Origin of the sequence: Paraclostridium bifermentans (assembly GCF_019916025.1) — a bacterium.
In the GTDB taxonomy this organism is placed as follows: Bacteria; Bacillota; Clostridia; order Peptostreptococcales; family Peptostreptococcaceae; genus Paraclostridium; species Paraclostridium bifermentans.
Genome location: NZ_CP079737.1, coordinates 3,089,733 through 3,111,039, shown reverse-complemented (window position 1 = coordinate 3,111,039; position 21,307 = coordinate 3,089,733). Strand labels below are relative to the sequence as shown.

Below are 21,307 nucleotides of genomic sequence, written 5' to 3'. Positions count from 1 at the left end.
ATAATATGTTAATATAAATAGTATGTATATATCAACTAATTTATTTTATTAATTTCAGAATTATCAAAAATAAAGAACAGCCTACATTAGCTGTTCCCATTCTTCATATAAATTATTTAATCTATCTTCTAAGGAAGTTTTATTTTGACTAACCTCTTTAGATTTTTCAGGATTAGAATATATTTCTTCTTGGCACATAAGAACATTAAGTTCTTCGATTTCAAGTTCTATTTCTTCAATTTCCTTTTCTATGTTTTGCCTCTTAACCCTAGCTTTTTTCTCTAACTCTCTTTGTTCTCTTTCTTTTCGTTTTTCATCTTTTAATTGAGTTTTTGTTTTTTCCTCGGTTGTTTCTATAGCATTCATCTCTATAGTTTGTTTTTTCTTATCCATATAATAATCATAATTACCTAGATACTCTGTTATTCCCTCAGAATCAAGAACAAGTATTTTATCGACAACTGTGTTTAAGAAATATCTATCATGAGATATTGTAAATAAAGTTCCTGTATAATTCAGTAAAGCTTCTTCAAGAACTTCCTTAGAGTCTATATCAAGGTGATTTGTAGGCTCATCTAGTAATAAGAAGTTAGAGTTAGATAAAATTAATTTCAATATAGCAACTCTAGCTCTTTCTCCACCGCTTAGTGTAGATATTTTTTTAAATACTTCTTCGTCTTCAAATAAAAAAGAACCTAACATATTTCTTAGAGTAGTTTGGTTTAGATTAGGATGATCATTCCAAATTTCATCTATAATAGTATTATCTAAGTTAAGAGTTTTTTGTTCTTGATGGAAGTAGTCTACATGAACATTTGCTCCAAGTTTAGTAGTTCCAGTTAATGGAACTATTTCATTCATTATAATTTTAAATAAAGTAGATTTTCCTATTCCATTAGCTCCTATTAAAGCAACTTTTTCGCCCCTATATATATTGAAGTTTATGTCCTTAAATAGGATTCTTTCACCATAACCCATAGAAAGATTTTCTACTTGTAAAACATCATTACCACTAGATACAGAAGGACTAAATTGAATACTAGCTTTTTTTCTGAACACATCAGGTTTATCTAAAACATCAACTTTATCTAGCATTTTTTCTTTACTTCTAGCTCTTTTTAAATGTTTTTCCCTTCCGTAAGCTTTTAGTCTATCAATTGATTCTTCTTGTTTTTTAATTTCTTTTTGTTGATCTTCATATCTTTTAACTTCTAATTCTTTTTCTACATTAGATAACTCTATGAATTTAGAGTAATTTCCATTATATGTTTTAAGTCTTTTATTATGAATTTCAAATACTCTATTTACAACTTGATCTAGGAAATATCTATCATGAGATATGATAATTACTGTTCCTTTATATTGTTTTAAGAATACCTCCAACCATTCGATGGCATCTGAATCAAGATGGTTAGTTGGTTCATCTAGAAGTAGAAGTGAAGGATTTTTTAGTAGTAATTTAGAAAGTAAGACTCTAGTCTTTTCTCCTCCAGATAATATATTTATTGGAGTTTCCATATCAGAATCAGAAAAACCTAGACCTTTTAAAATCCCTTTTACTTCTGATTTATAACCATAACCATTTAGCTCAGAGAAAAGTTCTAGTTTTTGAGAATACTCATTCATAAGTTTATCCAAAACTTTTGAATCCGGATTAGAACCTTCTTCAGCTATTTTAATCTCTAAATCTCTTATATACTTTTCCATATCCATTAAGTCAGAAAAAACTTCTAAAACCTCTTCATATATAGTTTTTTCCGATTGGAAACTTGTATTTTGTTCAAGATATCCTATTTCAACACCTTTGCCAAGGTATATATCTCCGCTATCATATCCATAAATACCAGAAAGTACTTTAAATAAAGTAGTTTTACCCGTTCCATTTACACCTATAATACCAACTTTATCGCCTTCATTTACAGTGAAGCTAATATTTTCTAATATAGTATCTATTCCAAAACTTTTATTTAAGTTATTACACGACAAAACAATCATAAAATTATACCTCCTTTAAACTATCTAAAATTATAATGTTTTGGTATAATATAATCAAGGATATATGCATTTTGTTAAAAAAATAGCATAGTATATAAAACAGGGATAATGAATATATAGGAGGTGATGAGATGAGTAATAAAAATATTTCTATGGCTGTAATAAGAAGATTACCTAAATATCACAGATACTTAGGAGATTTGTTAGATAGAGATATACAAAGAATATCTTCTAAAGAATTAAGCGATATAATTGGCTTTACAGCATCTCAAATAAGACAAGATTTAAACAACTTTGGTGGATTTGGACAGCAGGGATACGGATATAATGTCGAAGAGTTATATAATGAAATAGGTAAAATATTAGGGTTATCTAGAACTTATAATTCTATAATAATTGGGGCTGGAAACTTAGGACAAGCAATAGCTAATTATTCAGGTTTTACTAAAGCAGGGTTTAAGATAAAAGCTTTATTTGATGCAAACCCAAGAATGATAGGATTAAAAATTAGAGATTTTGAAATATTAGATTCTGATGACATCGAGGAGTTCGTAGCTGAAAATGATATTGATATAGCGATATTATGTATACCAAAAAATGGGGCGCAAGAAGTTGTCGATAGATTAGTTAAATCAGGTATAAAAGGAGTTTGGAACTTTGCACCGTTAGATTTAGAAGTACCAAATGATGTTATAGTTGAAAATGTAAACTTAACTGAAAGTTTATTTACTTTATCATATCTTATGAATGAAGATAAATAAATTAAAATAAAAAAGCTACCTACAAAGTAGGTAGCTTTTTTATTTTAATTTATTATTATTCTGGTTGTGGAGCATCTACTGGACAAACTCCGTTACAAGCACCACACTCTATACAAGTATCTGCATCTATAACATATTTGTCATCTCCAGCTGATATACAGCTAACTGGGCACTCAGCTTCACAAGCACCACAGCTTATACAAGCATCATTAATTTTGTAAGCCATTTTCAATCTCCTCCTAAAATATGTAAAATTATGTTCATTAGTATTATAACAAAAAAAAATATATATAACAATAATTAGAATACATACAAAAAAACAAACATATTACATAAACCGATTTATTTTGACAAATAGTATAAGCTATAATATATTTAGGGCTTATTACTTTGGTGGAGGTAGACAAATGGAAAAAAAGATTAATAAAAAGAAGCTATCACTATTAGTATCTGTAATAATTTTTTTAGTGGTAGTTATTTGCATGCTTATTTTTAAATTTGCTTTAGTAGATGATAAAATTAAAGATGATAATGAAAAATCAAAGAAAGTTGGAGAAGTTAAAGAGGTAAAAAAAGAAAGCATAACTATTGATTTTGTAGGGGATATAACCATGGGGAATTATAAGGGAGCCTCATACTATGGATCTTTTGATAATGAGTTTGAAAATCAAGGACAAAATTATGGATATTTTTTGAAAAATGTTAAGAATATTTTTGAGGAGGATGACTTAACGGTAGCAAACTTAGAGGGACCTTTAACTAGTGCAAGTAATGCTAAAATAAAAAAATTTGCATTTAAAGGAGACCCTTCTTATGTAAATATACTTAACCAAGGAGGTATAGATGTTGTAACATTAGCAAATAACCATTCAGAGGATTATTTTGAAGAGGGGATGAAACAAACTAAATTTATATTAAAAGAAAATAATATAGATTATTTTGGATTAGGAGAGAAGAGTATAGTAGATGTTAAAGGGGTAAAAGTTGGATTATTAGGCTATAATGGGTGGCCTGAAAATTATAATGAAGAATTTTTAAATAATATGAAAAAAGATATACAAAATGTTAAAAAAGAATCTAATATAGTATTTGTATATTTCCACTGGGGAACAGAACGACAATATTATCCTGACCAAGTTCAAAAAGATTTTGCACACTTTGCTATAGATAATGGAGTTGACGGTGTGTTAGGGAGTCATCCTCATGTTATGCAAGGAATAGAAGAGTATAAAGGAAAGTATATTGCATATAGTTTAAGTAATTTCTGCTTTGGGGGTAATAAGAATCCTCAAGATAAAGATACTTTTATATACAAACAAACATTTAATTTTGAAGATAGCAAACTGATAAGTATAAACAAACCTGAAATTATACCATGTTCTATATCATCTCAAAATGGTATTAATAATTACCAACCAACACCACTTACAGGGAATGAGGCGGAAAGGGTAAAAAATAAATTAAAAGATATAAGCGAAGGCTTAAATAAATAGATTATAAAAAAACTTATTTAATTATTGGATTTTTAAAAATTAAATAAGTTTTTTATAGCTGGGAAAACTTTTTCAAAAATATGTTTAAGTATTAACAATGGATGGTATATATAGAAAAGATTACCATAAAAATATATTTAGGGGGAAGTAATTTATGTCTTGTGTTAGTTGTAAAATGTGCGAAAGTGCAGATAAAAGGTTAGAAAGTTTTGTAGCGTCGAAGGATGTTGAAACGGCATTCCATAGAACTGAAGATCAAAAAATTAAATGTGGTTTTGGACTTCAAGGTGTATGTTGTAGATTATGTGCAAATGGACCATGTAGAATAACACCTAAATCTCCAAGAGGAATTTGTGGAGCAGATGCTGATACGATAGTTGCTAGAAACTTTTTAAGAGCAGTTGCAAGTGGAGCTGCATGCTATCTGCATGTTGTTGAAAATACAGCTAGAAACTTGAAAAAATTAGGTGAAGATAAAGGAATAATAAAGGGAGAAAAGACAATAGATGAATTAGCTGAAATATTTGGGGTTGAAGCTAATGATAGACATGAAAAATGTATAAAAGTTGCACAAAAGGTTTTAGATGATTTATATAAAGCTAGAGATGAGAAAATGGAGTTAGTAGAGAAAATAGCTTATGCTCCAAGAGTTAATAAGTGGAAAGAGATAGGTATAATGCCAGGAGGAGCTAAGTCAGAAGTTTTTGATGCAATAGTCAAGTCATCTACAAATTTAAATAGTGACCCTGTTGACATGCTTATAAACTGCTTAAATTTAGGTATATCTACTGGATTATATGGACTTACACTAACTAATCTTTTAAATGATGTTATTTTAGGAGAACCAGTTATAAGAACTGCACCTGTAGGATTTAGAGTTATAGATAAAGATTATATAAATATAATGATAACAGGACATCAACATTCAACATTTGCTCACTTCCAAGATAGATTGAAAGATGAAGATGTTGTCAAATTAGCAAAAGAAGCAGGAGCAAAAGGATTTAGATTAGTTGGATGTACTTGTGTAGGTCAAGATTTACAGTTAAGAGGTGAGCACTATAAAGAGGTATTTGCAGGTCATGCTGGAAATAACTTTACAAGTGAGGCTGTAATTTCTACAGGAGCAATAGATATGATTGCATCTGAATTTAACTGTACTATACCAGGTATAGAGCCGATAGCAGATAAATATAAAGTAAAAATGGTTTGTTTAGATGACGTAGCTAAAAAAGTTAATGCAGAATATGTGCCATTCGATAGAGAAAATATAGAATCAATTTCAGAAAAATTAATAAATGAAGCCTTAATAAGTTATAAATCAAGAAGAGGTGAAGTTGAAATAGATATACCTAGTGATCATGGACACGATGTTTCATTAACAGGCGTAAGTGAGAAGAACTTAAAAGCATTTTTAGGGAACTCATGGAAACCTCTTATAAACTTAATTGCAGAAGGTAAAATAAAAGGAATAGCAGCGGTTGTTGGATGTTCAAATATGACAGCAAAAGGACACGATGTATTTACTGTAGAATTAACTAAAGAGCTTATAAAAAGAGATATAATTGTTTTATCTGCAGGATGTTCAACTGGAGGCTTAGAAAATGTTGGATTAATGTCTCCTGGAGCGGAAGAATTAGCAGGTGAAAATTTAAAAGAGGTTTGTAAATCTTTAGGAATACCACCAGTATTGAACTTTGGACCATGCTTAGCTATAGGAAGACTTGAAATAGTTGCTACTGAAATCGCTAAAGAATTAGGAATAGATATACCTCAGCTTCCACTAATTTTATCCGCACCTCAATGGTTAGAAGAACAAGCTTTAGCAGATGGAGCATTTGGATTAGCTTTAGGATTACCTCTTCATTTAGCATTACCGCCATTTATAACAGGTGGTAAATTAGTTACACAAGTTTTAACTGAAGGGTTAAAGGATATAACTGGAGGTCATGTTATAGTTGATTCAGAGGTTGTATCTTCAGCTGATACATTAGAAAAAATAATTATAGACAGAAGAGAAAAATTAGGACTGAAGGATGTGGAATGTTATGCATAGGATTCTAATTAATAAAGAATTATGTACCGGATGTAAGAGTTGTGTTTTAGCATGTATGTTAAGAAACGATTTACAAAAAGATATGTACTCTTTAGATTTAGAAGACCTAGATAACGAAAGTAGAAACCATATAGAGTTAAACAAATTTAATAATCCAATTCCTATTATTTGTAGACATTGTGAAACTCCAGAGTGTGTACTTACATGTATGAGTGGAGCTATGACAAAAAATAAAGAAACTGGAATAGTAAGTTATAACAAAGATAAGTGTGGGGTTTGTTATATGTGCGTTATGGCGTGTCCATATGGACTTTTAAAGCCTGATGATAAAACAAAACAAACTATTTTGAAATGTGATATGTGTGAAAGTATAGGATATCCTAAGTGTGTAGCTAATTGTCCAACTGGAGCAATAACGCTACAAGAGGAGGTAAAAAATGAATTATGTAGTTCTGGGTGCTAGTGCTGCAGGCATTAACGCTATAAAAGTATTAAGGGAGTTAGATGAAAAAGCTAATATAACATTAATATCAAAAGATGAACACATTTACTCAAGATGTATGTTACATCATATTATATCTGAACATAGAACATTAGATAGCTTAAACTTTGTAGAAACTAAATTTGATGAAAAATATAATATAAGTTGGAAAAAGTCATGTACTGTGAATGATGTAGATATAAAAAATAAAGAAGTATCTATAATAGAAACTGGTGAAAAAGTTAAATATGATAAATTATTAATTGCAACAGGTGCATCATCAGCGATGCCTCCTATAAAAAACTTAAAAAAATCAAAGCATGTATATGGACTTAGAAATATAGAAGATGCGTATGAAATAAAACAGAAAGCAAAAGATTGTAAAAAAATAGCCATATTAGGAGCTGGGCTCGTAGGAATAGATGCGCTTATAGGATTATTAGAATATAAAAATTTAGATATATCTGTAATATATAGAGAACCTTTTATATTAAATAGGCAGTTAGATGAATACTCTGCATCAGTATATGAAAATAGATTTAAAGAATTAGGCACGAAATTCTTTAAGGGTGCAAGTGTTAAGGAAATTTGCATGGATAATAATGAAAATATAATTGGAGTAGTATTAGATGATGAAACCTATATAGAATGTGATATGGCAATTGTAGCAACAGGGGTTATTCCAAACGCTGAATTTATAAATAAAGAGTTTATAAGTTATGACCGAGGAATAGTAATAGATGAGAATTGTAAAACTACTACGAAAGACATATTTGCAGCAGGTGATGTTGTTGGTAAAAATGCAATTTGGCCTTTAGCTGTGAAGCAAGGAATAGTAGCTGCCTATAATATGACAGGAAGAGAAGAAAAAATAGATGATTCATTTATATATAGAAACACAATGAATTTTCTGGGTATACCAACAGTTTCTCTAGGAATAGTTGATATGGAAGAAGGCTGTATCGTAAATGTTAGAAAAGATGAATCAGGGTATAAAAAGTTTATAATAAAAGATAATGTTATCAAAGGAGCGATAATTCAAGGTGATATATCTTATGTAGGAGCTCTTACTTATTTGATAAAAAATAATATAGAAATACCAGATTTAGAAAAAAGAATTTTTGAAATAGGATATGCAGATTTCTTTTCTGTTAAAGGAAATGGAGAGTTTTGCTATAATATATAATTAAGGGAGTGTCTCAAAATAGTATAGTGTGAAAGAATGAATATAAGTTTTGCTCCTAAAGCTGAAAAGATGCTTTGAAAGTCGCTAAAACTTATATTTATTCTATCCATACTTATTTTGGGACACTCTTTTTTAAATATATATTATAGGAGTGTAAATATGAAGGTTTATGCATTAGTAGGAGAGAGTGGTTCTGGAAAAAGCTATAAAGCATTAGAGTTAGCCTATGAAAAAAATATAAACTATATAATAGATGATGGAATTTTAATTTTTAAAAATAAAATAATTGCTGGAATATCAGCAAAACAAGCAAGCACCAAAATTCAGGCAGTTAAAAGAGCTATATTCAATGATGAAAATCATAGAAATGAAATGAGATTTAAAATAGTGGAAGAAAATATAGAGTCTATTTTAATAATAGGAACATCAGATAAAATGGTAAATCAGATAGCTAGTAAATTAAATTTAGGGAAAATATATAAAACTGTTTATATAAATGAAATATCGACACAAGAAGAAATAGATATTGCGAAAGAGTGGAGAAGTAAAGGAAATCACATAATACCTCTTCCGACATTAGAGGTTAAGTCTATCGCTAGTGGACTTAGTATAAATCCGATTAAAAAATTATTTAAAAGAGAAAATAAAGAATCTATATTAGTTGAAAAAACTATTATTAGACCTACATTTAGCTATATGGGGAATTTTTATATTAAAAAAAATGCAATAAATCAAATAATATTTTTTGAACTATCAAAATTTGATTACATAAGTAAAATAAATTCAGTAAAATTTAACAATAAAAAAGGAAATTTAGAAATATTTATTATTTTAGAATTGGATTTATTTAACTGTATTGAAACTATATTTAAGCTTCAAGAACATATAATAAAGGCATTGTATGATGTTACTTTAATAAATGTAAGTAGGTTAGATATAAGAGTGAACAAGATAAAAAGTGTTAAATAAAAAACTAATAGAAATTTTATACAAATACATAAAAAACTGTGCTATAATCAAACTGTAAGTGGAGGAAATCATTTTCCGACAAATAACAAAGGGGATTTAAAAAATTAAAATATTTTTAAGGGGGCTTTTAAAATGGCTGAAAAAACTTTAAATGTTCTAGAGATAGCAAGATCTCAAGTAAAAACTGCTTGCGATAGATTAGGGGCAGATCCAGCAGTATATGAAATATTAAAAAATCCAATGAGAGTGTTAGAAGTATCATTCCCAGTTAAAATGGATGATGGGACTGTAAGAACATTTACAGGATATAGATCACAACATAATAATGCTTGTGGACCATTTAAAGGAGGATTAAGATTCCATCCAGCAGTTTGTATGGACGAGGTTAAAGCTTTATCTACTTGGATGACTTTCAAGTGTTCAGTAGTAGGAATACCTTATGGTGGAGGTAAAGGTGGTATGGCCATCGATCCTACAGAATTCTCTCAAGGTGAGTTAGAAAGAATATCAAGAGGATTTGCTAAGTCAATAGCTCCAATAATAGGAGAAAAAGAAGATATACCAGCTCCAGATGTTAATACAAATGGACAAATAATGGCTTGGATGGTTGATGAATATGCAAATGTTACAGGGGAATTCCAACCAGGAGTATTTACTGGAAAACCAGTTGATTTCTACGGATCTTTAGCTAGAAACGAAGCTACAGGATATGGAGTTGCTACAATTGCAATGGAAGCAGCTAAGAAAAAAGGAATAGATGTATCTAATGTTACTGTAGGACTTCAAGGATTTGGTAATGTTGGAAGCTTCGCTGGTATGTACATAGATGAAGCAGGAGCTAAAGTAATATATGTAGAAGACCATACAGGAACTATATATAATAAAGATGGAATAGATATGAAAGCTTTAATGGCTTACAATAAAGAACATAGATGTATAAAAGGATTCCCAGGTGCAGAAGCTGTTGACCAAAGTGTAATAACTGCAGACGTTGACGTATTAATGCCTTGTGCACTAGAAAATCAAATAACTTCAGCAAATGCTGGAGATATAAAAGCTAAAATAGTATGTGAAGGAGCTAATGGACCAACTACTCCAGAAGCAGATAAAATACTATTTGAAAAAGGAATAACTTTAGTACCAGATATATTAGCTAATAGTGGTGGAGTTACAGTTTCTTACTTTGAATGGGTTCAAAATTTAATGAGATACAACTGGAGTTTTGATGAAGTTCAAGAAAAACAAAGAGCTTTAATGAAAAAAGCATTTGAAGAAATATGGACATTAGCAGGAGACCACAATGTTGAAATGAGAACAGCTGCATACATGATGTCAATTAAGAGAATAGCTGATGCTATGAAATTAAGAGGATGGTATACAGAAGCTCCTGTTAAAGAAGATGCTAAGAAAGAAGCTACATCTTTAGCTTAATAAATAATATTAAAATAAATAAAATTTAGAATAAAAAAAGTGTACATTTAATCAGTCTTATACTGATTAAATGTACACTTTTATTTTTATGCAAAAAATAAAAAAAGCATATAAAAAAATTTATATACTAGATATAAAAAATTCCATGCTAATATATGCTAAAATATCCAAATTTATTTACTTTTTGAAAAAAATAGTATATAATTAATATAAAAATGTATATTAAAAGTTATTTTTGGATAAAATAATAAATTTTTAAATATTATATACAAGATATAAGTTAAATATTGTTAATATAAGAATACTATATAACTTGTAACAATTATTTACAAAACAGTTACAAAGTTGTGACATATAAATACAAAAATGAAAATATCTTGTGTATTAGTATTTTATCCTACATAGGTTTCAGCTATGAAAATAACACGTAAGAATACTTATGGTGAATTTTTGGAGGGAAAAACATTATGAAGAGAAAAATATTAGTACCAGTATTTGCATCATTTATGGCATTATCAATGAACGGGATAGCGCATGCAGACGATGCAAAAGTTGAGAAGGCAACAGATAAAAAAGACGTTAATGAAAAGAATGTAATAAACTTAAAAGACTATAAAGATGTAGATTTTAAAGTTGCAGAAGTTAAAGATGGAGTTGCTGTAAAAGTAAGAAAGCAAGGATCAGTTCAAACTATAGCATACACAGGTGACCAATTTAAAATAGTTGGAGAGCAAGATGGATGGTATAAAGTTCAATTAGACGATGAAACTGAAGGATGGATAGCATCTAGATATGTTGATGTTAAAGCTGCTAGTGCTTATATAACAGCAGATAAAGTAAACTTAAGAAAAGATGCTCATGTAGAGTCTGATGTAAAAGATAATTTACCAGCTTCTACAAAAGTTCAAGTTTTAGGAACTGAAGGTAACTGGGTAAAAGTTAAAAATGGAGAAAATGAAGGATTTGTAAGAGATTTATATGTATCTGACAAAGCTCCAGTTGTAGAAGAAGAAAAGACTCAATCAGATGTTAAAGATCAAAATGATGGACAAGTATCTGATAACAATCAAACAACAAACAATGATGCTACTAATGAAAATGAAAGCAACAATGTTGAAAACAACGAAAACAATAACAACAATAATAATGATGCTGTTGAAGATAACAATGACAACAGCACAACTAACAATGACAATAACAATAATAACAACAGCAACAATAATGTAGATAATAACGAAAATAATAATGATAATAATAGCAACAATAATAATGATAACAACAGCAATGTAGATAATAACGATAATACAAATAACAACAATAATAACAACAATAACTCAAGTGAAGAAGAAAAGCCATCAACTAATACAGATGCAGCTTCTGCTGTAGTTAATTTAGCTTATGCTAAGTTAGGATCTCCTTATGTATGGGGAGCTGAAGGACCTAACAGCTTTGACTGTTCAGGACTTACTTCATATGTATTTAGAAATGCTGCAGGAGTATCTTTACCAAGAACTTCATCTTCTCAATACGGAGTTGGTAGATCTGTAAGTAAAGCTAATTTACAAGCAGGAGACTTAGTATTCTTCGCAACTGGTGGCGGAGGAGTAAGCCACGTTGGTATATATGTTGGTGGAGGAAACATGGTTCATGCACCAAACTCAGGAGATGTTGTTAAAGTTAGTAACATAAACTCATCTTACTGGCAAAAAGCTTACGTAGGAGCTAAGAGAGTATTATAATATAGGATTTTAAAGGATATATTTATTTAAATATATCCTTTTTTTACGCCTAAACAAAGCCGATTTTTTATAAACTAATATTGACATCGTTTCTTAAAGGTGATAATATTCTATAAAAGAAAAAAATAAAAATACTTTTAAATTTAGTCCAGAGAGGCTAAAAAAGGAGGAACATATATGAAATTACAGGGAAGAAATTTAATCCAACCAGAAGACTTTTCGATAAATGAAATAGATGAAATTCTATCTTTATCTCAAAATATAATTGATAATCCGTCAAAATACTCACGAGTTTGTGAAGGTAATTTACTAGCAACTTTATTTTATGAACCATCAACAAGAACAAGATTTAGCTTCGAAGCTGCAATGAACAGATTAGGTGGAAAGGTAATTGGCTTTTCAGAACCAAATTCTTCATCAACAGCAAAAGGCGAAACATTAGAAGACACTATGGAAACAGTATCTTGTTATGCTGATGCTATAGTCATGAGACACCCAAAAGCCGGTTCAGCTTTAGAGGCGTCAAGGTTTGCTAGAGTACCATTTATAAATGCAGGAGACGGAGGAAATCAACATCCAACTCAAACACTTACAGATATTCTTACAATAAAATCACTTAAAGGAAATTTAGAAAATCACACTATCGGATTATGTGGAGATTTAAAAAACGGAAGAACAGTTCATTCACTAGTCAAAGCTATGGCAAGATATAAAAATACTAAATTTGTATTTATATCACCTAAAGAGTTAGAAATGCCTAAATATATAAAAGAATTTATAGCTGGGCACGAATATGTAGAAACTAATAGCTTAGATGAGGTTATAGAAGACTTAGATGTTCTTTATATGACTAGAGTTCAAAGAGAAAGATTTGAAGATCAAGAACAATATGAAAGACTTAAAGATTATTATATATTAACAACAGAAAAAATGAAAAAAGCTAAACCAGATATGTTAGTTATGCATCCATTACCAAGAGTAAATGAAATTGATACAGAAGTAGATAAAGATGATAGAGCGGTATACTTCGATCAAGCAAAATATGGAATGTACGTTAGAATGGCACTAATAATGAAACTTCTGGGGGTAGATGCAAATGAGTAAACTTCTTATAAAAAACGTAAAAATTATTGATTCTAGTATGAGCTTTAAAGGAGATTTACTTGTTGAGAATGGCAAAATTTCTAAAATAGATTCGGATATAAACATTACTGGTATTGAAGATTTAAAAATTATAGATGGGAAAAATAAAATTTTAATGCCAGCATTTATAGATTTACACACACACTTAAGAGATCCGGGATTAACACATAAAGAGGATTTAGAGACAGGACAAAAGGCAGCATTAAAAGGTGGATTCACAGTACTTTGTCCAATGGCAAATACTAAGCCAGTTTGTGATAACGAACAGGTTATGGAATATGTGTTAAGCAAAGCTAGAAAATTAGATTTATGTGATATAAAGCAAGTTTGCGCTATAACAGAAAATCTTGAAGGTGAAGAAATTATAGATATAGAAAAAATGAGAACGTATACAGATTTATTCTCTGATGATGGATACACTCTTCACAATGAAAAAATAATGAGATATGCACTTAGTTTATCTAAAAAATTAGATTTTAAAGTACTAACTCATTGTCAGCCGGAGTTTGAAATAGTAAAAAGAGATTTGAATATTCTTAAAGAGGTTGGAGGAAACCTTCATATCTGTCATATAAGTTTAAAAGATACTTTAGATGAAATTAAAAAATATAAGAATGATGGATATAAGTTTACTTGTGAGGTAGGGCCTCATCATATATTCGGATATGGATTAGAATATAGAGTTAACCCAGCTTTTGCAGAGGAAGAAGATATGAAACACTTAATTCAAGGAATAAAAGATGGATATATAGATATGATAGGAACGGATCATGCCCCTCATACAAAAGAAGACAAAGAAAAGGGAGCTCCTGGAATATCTAATATAGAAGTTGCATTCCAAATGGTAAACAAAGTATTTAATGAAAATAATATATCTTTAAATAAATTAAGTGAGATGATGAGTGCAAATCCTGCTAAATTATTAGGGTTAAACCAAGGATTAATAAAAGAAGGTTTAAGAGCGGACTTAGTTATAGTAGATTCAGAACAAGAAGAAGTTATAGATGTATCTAAGTTTATATCTAAAGGAAAAAATAATCCATTTGATGGTCAAAAAGTTAGAGGGAAAATAATAATGACTATAAGAGATGGAAGAGTTATGTATGACGTAAAGGGGGATATTCAATAATGTACAAAATTTTAGAAAATAAATATATAGGCGAAGATATGTATTTTATGAAGGTAGAGGGTAAATTTGAAGCTGAGATGGGCCAATTTTATATGCTTAGAGCCTGGGATACATACCCATTACTTTCAAGACCGATAAGTGTTCATGATGTAAATGAAGATAGTATATCTTTTTTATATAAAGTTGTGGGAGAAGGAACTAAAATATTAAGCAATTTAAGAATAAATGATGAAATTAAATTAGAAGGCCCTTATGGAAATGGATATGAAAATGTAAAAGGGAAGGTTGCGTTAGTAGGAGGAGGCATAGGTATAGCTCCACTATACCTAGTAGCTAAAAACATTGAAAACTGTGATGCATACCTAGGATTCAGAAAAGAAGCTATATTAGAAGAAGAATACAATGAAGTGTGTAATGAAGTAAACATAGCTATAGGAGACACTTTTGTTACAGACATATTAGATGTAGAAAAATATGATTATATATTAACTTGTGGGCCTACACCCATGATGGAAAAGTTAGTAAAGATGACAGAAGGAACTAACACGAAGATAATGGTATCTTTAGAAAATCATATGGCATGTGGCGTAGGAGCTTGCTTAGTTTGTACTTGTAAAACTAAATTTGGAAATAAAAAAACATGCAAAGATGGTCCAGTGTTCTGGGGAGAGGACGTGATATTCAATGGCTAATTTAAATGTTAAATTCGGGAATATAGAATTTAAAAATCCTTTAGTTATGGCATCTGGAACTTTTGGGTTTGGAAAAGAATATGCAGAGATTTATGATATAGAAAAATTAGGTGGAATAAGTAGCAAAGGGCTTACATTGGAAAAAAGAGATGGAAATAAAGGTATGCGAGTTCACGAAACTCCATCAGGGATGATGAATAGCGTAGGACTTGAAAATCCTGGAGTAAGAGGTTTCATAGAAAATGAACTTCAGTTTTTTAAAGAACTAGATACGGTTAGAATTGCAAATTTAGGTGGAGGAACGTTAGATGACTATATAAGAGGTGTAGAGTTACTAAATGATCAACCTATAGATATGATAGAATTAAATATTTCTTGTCCAAATGTTAAAGCAGGAGGTATGGCTTTTGGAATAAAAAATGAGGTTGCAAGGGAAGTTGTAAGAGCTGTAAGAGCAAAAACTAAATTACCGTTGGTTGTAAAATTATCACCTAATGCTGAGGATATAGTTGGAATGGCAAAAGTATGTGAAGAAGAAGGTGCAGACGGTATATCATTAGTTAATACTTTCAAAGCTATGGCTATAGATATAAATAAGAAAAAACCAGTATTTGAAAATATATATGCTGGATTATCTGGACCTGCAATAAAACCTATAGCTTTAAGAATGGTTCATGAAGTTTGTAAATCAGTAAACATACCAGTAATGGGAATGGGTGGAATAACTAATTGGCAAGACGCTATAGAGTTTATAATGGCTGGAGCTACTTGCGTGCAAGTTGGAACTGCAAACTTTATAAATCCTAGAATTGGATTAGATATAATCAAAGGAATAGAAGATTATATGGATAGAGAAGGAATACAAAGTTTAGATGAAATAAGAGGTATAGTTTAGGTAATTTTAAATAGGTCGCTTCGGATTAAGATTTCTTGTTTCAGTCGCTAAAGACTTAAAAATGTCTTTAACGCTTCTTCAACAATTAAATCTTAATCCTTTGCTGAACTTGAATTAAAATTACTGAGGATGAGGAAAAAGAAAAACATAAAATAAGAGGTTAAGGATAAAGGAGAATATAATTATGAGTAATGTAAATGTTGTTGAAATATTAAAAGAATGTGATGCTTTATTAGAAGGACACTTTTTATTATCTTCAGGAAAGCATAGTAATAGATATGTACAATGTGCTAAGGTTTTAAGATTTCCAAATCAAGCTGAGAAAGTATTAAGTACAGTAGTTGATCAAATAAAAGATTTAGGAATAGACTTAGTTGTTGGACCTGCTATGGGAGGGGTTATAGTTTCATATGAACTAGGTAGACAATTAGGAAAAGAATCTGTGTTCACAGAGAGAAAAGATGGAGAAATGCAATTAAGAAGAGGCTTTGAAGTTAAGCCAGGGGCTAAGATAATAATAGCTGAAGATGTTGTTACTACTGGTAAGTCTACAATAGAGACAAAGAAAGCATTAGAAGCTTTAGGTGGAGAAGTTATAGGGGTTGCATGTATAGCAGATAGAACTAATCATGATATAGGAATGCCTATATACAGTGCAATAAAATTAGATATACAAGTTTATGAAGCTGATGGATGTCCTTTATGTGAAGCTGGAGAGATAGATTTAATAAAACCAGGAAGTAGAGAATTTAAAGAATTAGGTATGTAATAAAATATACTTTGAGTTTTCGTGGTAGTTATATTTGTTTCATTCGCCAAATACCGGTAGAACGTGGTATTTAAAGCTCTTTCAACAAATAATAACTACCACTGAATTAAAATCATATTTTATGCTGAGTGATTGGAAAAGAAGGTAATAAATGATGAGTCATTTATTACCTTCTTTTTGTTTGGAACGCTTATCCTTATTTGTGCATATAGATACAAGTATATCTTATATATAAGATTACATTTTAAAAAATCATAAGGAGGCACTATGAAGAAGAGACATTCTAAGTTTTTGATTTTTACTTTAGCTTTAGCTTTGGTTTTAACTAATTTAACATTCATTTCATTCGCAAATACTCAACCACCTAGTTCTAGTAATACTCCAGGTGATATAAATACTATGCCTTTCCATATAAGTCAGAAGATTAAGCATGATACTAAGGAAAATCAGTTCAAGAAAGATTTGAATATTGAGCCTTTAGGAAAGCAAGATACAGACACGGCACTTAAGTCAGCTAAGTCTGTAAAGCTAAGTGAATCTGCTACTTATACCTATAATGATCTTAATAAATTAAGTTATAAGGAGTTAACAGATTTACTAGTTACGATAGATTGGTTTCAAATAAAAGATATTTTTGTTTATAATGAAGATGCTTACAAATTTTATAATGATGAAGCTCGTGTTAATGCAATTATTAAGACGTTAGAAGATAGAGGATCAACTTATACTGCTACTGATGATAAAGGAATACCTACTTTGGTGGAAGTTTTAAGATCTGGTTTTTACTTAGCTTATTATAACGATTCACTTAGTCATTTATACGATAGATCTTATAGAGAAAAATGTATACCTGCCATGATTTCAATTCAGAAAAATCCTAATTTCAAGATTGGGGAGTCTGGTCAAAATAATGTTATTCAGTCGCTTGGTATGTTAATTGGAAATAGTGCTTGCAATGTTGAGGTTGTAAATAATTGCGTGCCTATTTTAAATAAGTTTAATAGCAGTTTAGATACTAATTTAAAAGATTACTCAAAAACAAATGCTGTATTCCAAATCACTAAGGGTATAGAATATGATTTAAATTCTTATTTGTACAATTCTAATACAACTGCAGATAAATCACCTTGGTTTTCTAAAGTTGATGGATATATAGATGCTGTTACAAACTTTGCTATATTAACAAATGTAACTGATGATAATGATTGGTTAATTAATGCAGGGATGTATTATTGCGCTAAATTATCAAATTTCCATTCAAATTCAATAAATATTCAAAAGAAACTTGATAGCTGTTTAGAAATTTATCCATATTTATCTATTCAATATTTTGATGCAGTCGATTTTATTTCATATTACTTCAATGGGAAGTTAGTTGATGGAACTGTTCTAGATATTAATAAAATAAGAGAAGAGGGAAAATCACACTATTTACCTAATGTGTATACTTTTGAAGATGCATCTATGGTAATTCGTACTGGTGATAAGGTTACTAAAGAAAAAGTTCAAAGATTATATTGGGCATCTAAAGAAGTAAAAGCTCAATTCCATAGAGTTGTAGGAAATGATAATGAACTAGAAAAAGGAAATCCAGACGATGTTTTAACTATGGTTTTATATAATAGCCCTAAGGAATATAAACTTAACCAACCTCTATATGGATATAGTACTGATAATGGTGGTATGTATATAGAAGGTGATGGTACATTTTTTACCTATGAAAGAACTCCTGAGGAAAGTATATTCAGTTTAGAAGAGTTATTTAGACATGAGTACTGTCACTATTTACAAGGGCGTTACATGGTTCCTGGTATGTGGGGAACTGGTGATTTTTATCAAGGTAAGGATTGGAGATTGACTTGGTTTGAAGAAGGTAGTGCAGAATTTTTTGCAGGTTCTACTAGAGATAATGATGTACTTCCTAGAAAATCTCAAGTGTCTGGTTTATCAACTGATCCGGCGGAAAGATTTTCAACAGATAAACTACTTCATTCTAAGTATGGGTCTTGGGACTTTTATTATTATGGGTTTGCATTTTGCGATTATATGTACAATAATAGATTAGATATATTTAATAATTTAGTTGATAACATTATATCTAACAATGTCTCTGGATATGATTCTTATATAGAAACTCTAAGTAAAAGTGCTACAGTAGATCAAGGTTATCAAACTCATATGCAAAACTTAGTTGATAAGTATGACTCTTTGACAGTTCCACTTGTTTCTGATGACTATTTGGCTACGCATGAAGCTATTGATTTAAATAAAATTTCTTCTGATATTAAAAATATAGTTCCATTAAAAAATGTAAATATAGCTAGAGAAAAAGGCGAATTTTTTGATACATTTACTTTAACAGGAGTATATACAGGAGACACTTCAAAAGGAGAAGCTAAGGATTGGGAAGATATGAATACTAAATCTAATGAGTTTTTAAATTCCTTAGAAAAACTTCCTTGGTCAGGATATAAGACGGTTACTAATTACTTTGTTGATTATAAGGTTAATAGCAACAACAAATATGAATTTGAAGTCGTATTTACTGGTATTTTACCAAAAGGTGAAGTTGTAGAAGGTGACATTAAAGAATCTGAGCCTAATGATAACTTTGAAACTGCTAATGCAATATCTTTAGGAAGTTTAGTTAAAGGTTCTTTAAACAAAGATGATACAAATGATGTATTTTCTTTTGAAATTAAGGATCCTAAAACTATAGATATAGTTTTAGACAATATAGACAATCACGGGCTTAACTGGCTTTTATATAAATCTGATGATCTAAATAATTATGTAACTTATCCGAGTGCTGAAAATAATATATTAAAGAATAGTTATGATGCAGAGCCTGGGTTATATTATTTATATGTATATAGTTATGATTCTCTAGATAGTAACTATACAATCAATATCAAATAAGTTATGAAACTTGAAAATAGATTAAAAGTGATAGTATATATTAATTAAATAATAGACCTCGGAAGTGTGTTAGTTATAATACATTTGCGAGGTCTTTGATTTTTTTCTATTTTTCAAAATTTGAAAATTTATTTAATTCATCTATAAATAAAGTTGTTGTACTTGATGGTTTTATATCTTTTGGTGTTATAAAAGAGAAGTATCTATTGTAAGTATCATTTAAACTAACAGTTGCTAAAGAATCTCCTTCTGAGTCTGTTACCAATTTAGATATAATTGAAACTCCAAGATTGCTTTTTACAGCTTCTTTTACAGCATGATTACTTCCCAATACCATTATCTGTCTAGGTGTTATTTTATTATTACTTAAGAATATGTTTAAATATTCTCTTGTTCCAGAACCTTCTTCTCTTACTATCCATTTTTTATTTTTTATTGAATCTATATTAAAGTTTAATGGGTCAACTTCTAAATCTGGAGAAAATGTTAAAATCATACTATCTTCAAAGAAGAATTTTTGATTGAAATCAAATGAAGTAAGGCTTCCTTCAACCAACCCAATATCTAGGTTTGAACTTTTTACTTTTTCACAAATTTTATGTGTATTTTCAACAAGCATTTCTACTTCTATATCTGGATATTTTTCAGAAAATACAGCTAGGAAGTTAGGTAAAAAGTATTCGGCAATAGTTAAACTAGCACCTATCTTTATATGACCTTTTATTGAACTAGAAATACTGTTTAGTTCATCTTTTACAGATTCTATAGATGTTATTATTTCTCTAGCTCTTTTATATAATAAGTATCCATTATCAGTTATAGATATGTTTTTCTGCTTAATAGATCTGTTTATGAGAGTTGTATTAAAATAATTTTCTAAATTTTTTATATGAGTACTTACTGTTGGTTGAGACAAATTTATACTTTCACCTGCTTTGGTAAAATTTTGATGTTCAACAACTGCTATAAATGTTTTAAACTCTTCTATCATTAAAAATTCCTCCTTGGATTAAATCATCAAAAAAAGTAATGGTTCATGAAATATATATCTATTTTACCAATAATCACAAGTTTCATATACTGTTTTAAGTAAAAAAATAAAAAAATTATAATAAAAAGTAATGTATACTGAATATATAAATTACAAGAGAAAGTTAAATGGTAAATTTACTACGCAAATTAGAAAATTATATTTTTGATTTATGCAGAATATATCTAGAATTTATAACATTGGGAAATTAATTAAATTTATTTTTATACAGTAGATATCTTCTTTGATATTTGTACACTAATATTAATATATATCTAGCTATTTACATATGCATATATACAATTTTATTTGCAGTTTTTTAGCTTTGTATTAATCTTAAAATATAGATAGGATTAATATTGGGAATATACTAGATGGTTTTAAAACACAAGAAGTTAAGTGATTATAAGTTTCTTACTATTAAAATTATATATGTCCTAGGGAGTTTTGGTACAGTAAATTGTAGTAGATAATTTTAAAATGGAAATCAATTTGTTTTAGTTTTAAATATAAAACGTGTGTATTATTTATAAGGGATTAGAAATGTATAAAATAATATATATGTAGATTCTATATGGAATATAGGTGGGAGTTTATTTTAATTTAGTAAGTTATGTAT

17 protein-coding genes are annotated in these 21,307 nt (G+C 29.4%); 14 read left to right on the top strand and 3 right to left on the bottom strand.

Annotation, left to right across the window (positions count from 1 at the left end; translation table 11 throughout):
- Positions 1–81: 81 nt before the first annotated feature.
- Positions 82–1,995 (bottom strand): ribosomal protection-like ABC-F family protein, encoded by a 1,914-nt coding sequence (gene abc-f, locus KXZ80_RS14980; protein ID WP_021431581.1) that lies wholly within the window; start codon positions 1,993–1,995, stop codon positions 82–84.
- 131 nt (positions 1,996–2,126) lie between these two features.
- Between abc-f and KXZ80_RS14975 the strand changes: the two genes are divergently transcribed.
- The gene (locus KXZ80_RS14975; RefSeq protein ID WP_021428264.1) at positions 2,127–2,756 is read left to right on the top strand and encodes a redox-sensing transcriptional repressor Rex; all 630 of its coding nucleotides are present in this window, start codon (positions 2,127–2,129) and stop codon (positions 2,754–2,756) included.
- Between the two features lie 55 nt (positions 2,757–2,811).
- Here the strand turns inward: KXZ80_RS14975 and KXZ80_RS14970 are convergent, their stop codons facing one another.
- Positions 2,812–2,982, bottom strand: coding sequence for a DUF362 domain-containing protein (locus KXZ80_RS14970; protein WP_021428309.1), 171 nt, complete (start codon positions 2,980–2,982; stop codon positions 2,812–2,814).
- A 181-nt stretch (positions 2,983–3,163) separates the two neighbouring features.
- On the opposite strand from KXZ80_RS14970, the gene KXZ80_RS14965 reads away from it, so the two are divergent.
- The 13 genes from KXZ80_RS14965 (at position 3,164) to KXZ80_RS14905 (ending at position 19,658) form a co-directional block, all read left to right on the top strand.
- A complete protein-coding gene (locus KXZ80_RS14965) occupies positions 3,164–4,249 on the top strand; it encodes a CapA family protein (RefSeq protein ID WP_021431582.1) in 1,086 nt (361 codons plus the stop codon).
- Positions 4,250–4,403: 154 nt separating this feature from the next.
- On the top strand, positions 4,404–6,305 hold the full coding sequence (gene cooS, locus KXZ80_RS14960) for an anaerobic carbon-monoxide dehydrogenase catalytic subunit (protein ID WP_021431583.1): 1,902 nt from the start codon (positions 4,404–4,406) through the stop codon (positions 6,303–6,305).
- The gene (locus KXZ80_RS14955) at positions 6,298–6,768 is read left to right on the top strand and encodes a 4Fe-4S dicluster domain-containing protein (protein ID WP_021431584.1); all 471 of its coding nucleotides are present in this window, start codon (positions 6,298–6,300) and stop codon (positions 6,766–6,768) included. The genes cooS and KXZ80_RS14955 overlap by 8 nt, the downstream gene beginning before the upstream one ends.
- On the top strand, positions 6,743–7,972 hold the full coding sequence (locus KXZ80_RS14950; protein ID WP_021431585.1) for an NAD(P)/FAD-dependent oxidoreductase: 1,230 nt from the start codon (positions 6,743–6,745) through the stop codon (positions 7,970–7,972). Before KXZ80_RS14955 ends, KXZ80_RS14950 begins: the two co-directional genes overlap by 26 nt.
- A gap of 159 nt (positions 7,973–8,131) precedes the next feature.
- Positions 8,132–8,941: an ATP-binding protein gene (locus KXZ80_RS14945; protein ID WP_021431586.1), complete on the top strand. Its 810-nt coding sequence runs from the start codon at positions 8,132–8,134 to the stop codon at positions 8,939–8,941.
- A 132-nt stretch (positions 8,942–9,073) separates the two neighbouring features.
- On the top strand, positions 9,074–10,372 hold the full coding sequence (locus KXZ80_RS14940) for a Glu/Leu/Phe/Val family dehydrogenase (RefSeq protein WP_021431587.1): 1,299 nt from the start codon (positions 9,074–9,076) through the stop codon (positions 10,370–10,372).
- Positions 10,373–10,839: 467 nt separating this feature from the next.
- Complete coding sequence (locus KXZ80_RS14935) at positions 10,840–12,111, top strand: C40 family peptidase (RefSeq protein WP_021431589.1); 1,272 nt, start codon at positions 10,840–10,842, stop codon at positions 12,109–12,111.
- Between the two features lie 177 nt (positions 12,112–12,288).
- Positions 12,289–13,215 (top strand): aspartate carbamoyltransferase, encoded by a 927-nt coding sequence (gene pyrB, locus KXZ80_RS14930; protein WP_021431590.1) that lies wholly within the window; start codon positions 12,289–12,291, stop codon positions 13,213–13,215.
- On the top strand, positions 13,208–14,383 hold the full coding sequence (locus tag KXZ80_RS14925) for a dihydroorotase (RefSeq protein WP_021431591.1): 1,176 nt from the start codon (positions 13,208–13,210) through the stop codon (positions 14,381–14,383). The genes pyrB and KXZ80_RS14925 overlap by 8 nt, the downstream gene beginning before the upstream one ends.
- Positions 14,383–15,075: a dihydroorotate dehydrogenase electron transfer subunit gene (locus tag KXZ80_RS14920; RefSeq protein WP_021431592.1), complete on the top strand. Its 693-nt coding sequence runs from the start codon at positions 14,383–14,385 to the stop codon at positions 15,073–15,075. The genes KXZ80_RS14925 and KXZ80_RS14920 overlap by 1 nt, the downstream gene beginning before the upstream one ends.
- Positions 15,068–15,970, top strand: coding sequence for a dihydroorotate dehydrogenase (locus KXZ80_RS14915; RefSeq protein WP_021431593.1), 903 nt, complete (start codon positions 15,068–15,070; stop codon positions 15,968–15,970). Before KXZ80_RS14920 ends, KXZ80_RS14915 begins: the two co-directional genes overlap by 8 nt.
- Before the next feature lie 184 nt (positions 15,971–16,154).
- The gene (gene pyrE, locus KXZ80_RS14910) at positions 16,155–16,739 is read left to right on the top strand and encodes an orotate phosphoribosyltransferase (protein WP_021431594.1); all 585 of its coding nucleotides are present in this window, start codon (positions 16,155–16,157) and stop codon (positions 16,737–16,739) included.
- Positions 16,740–17,006: 267 nt separating this feature from the next.
- The gene (locus tag KXZ80_RS14905) at positions 17,007–19,658 is read left to right on the top strand and encodes a collagenase (RefSeq protein WP_021431595.1); all 2,652 of its coding nucleotides are present in this window, start codon (positions 17,007–17,009) and stop codon (positions 19,656–19,658) included.
- A gap of 106 nt (positions 19,659–19,764) precedes the next feature.
- On the opposite strand, the gene KXZ80_RS14900 is transcribed toward KXZ80_RS14905, so the two are convergent.
- The gene (locus tag KXZ80_RS14900; protein ID WP_021431596.1) at positions 19,765–20,649 is read right to left on the bottom strand and encodes a LysR substrate-binding domain-containing protein; all 885 of its coding nucleotides are present in this window, start codon (positions 20,647–20,649) and stop codon (positions 19,765–19,767) included.
- Positions 20,650–21,307: the final 658 nt, after the last annotated feature.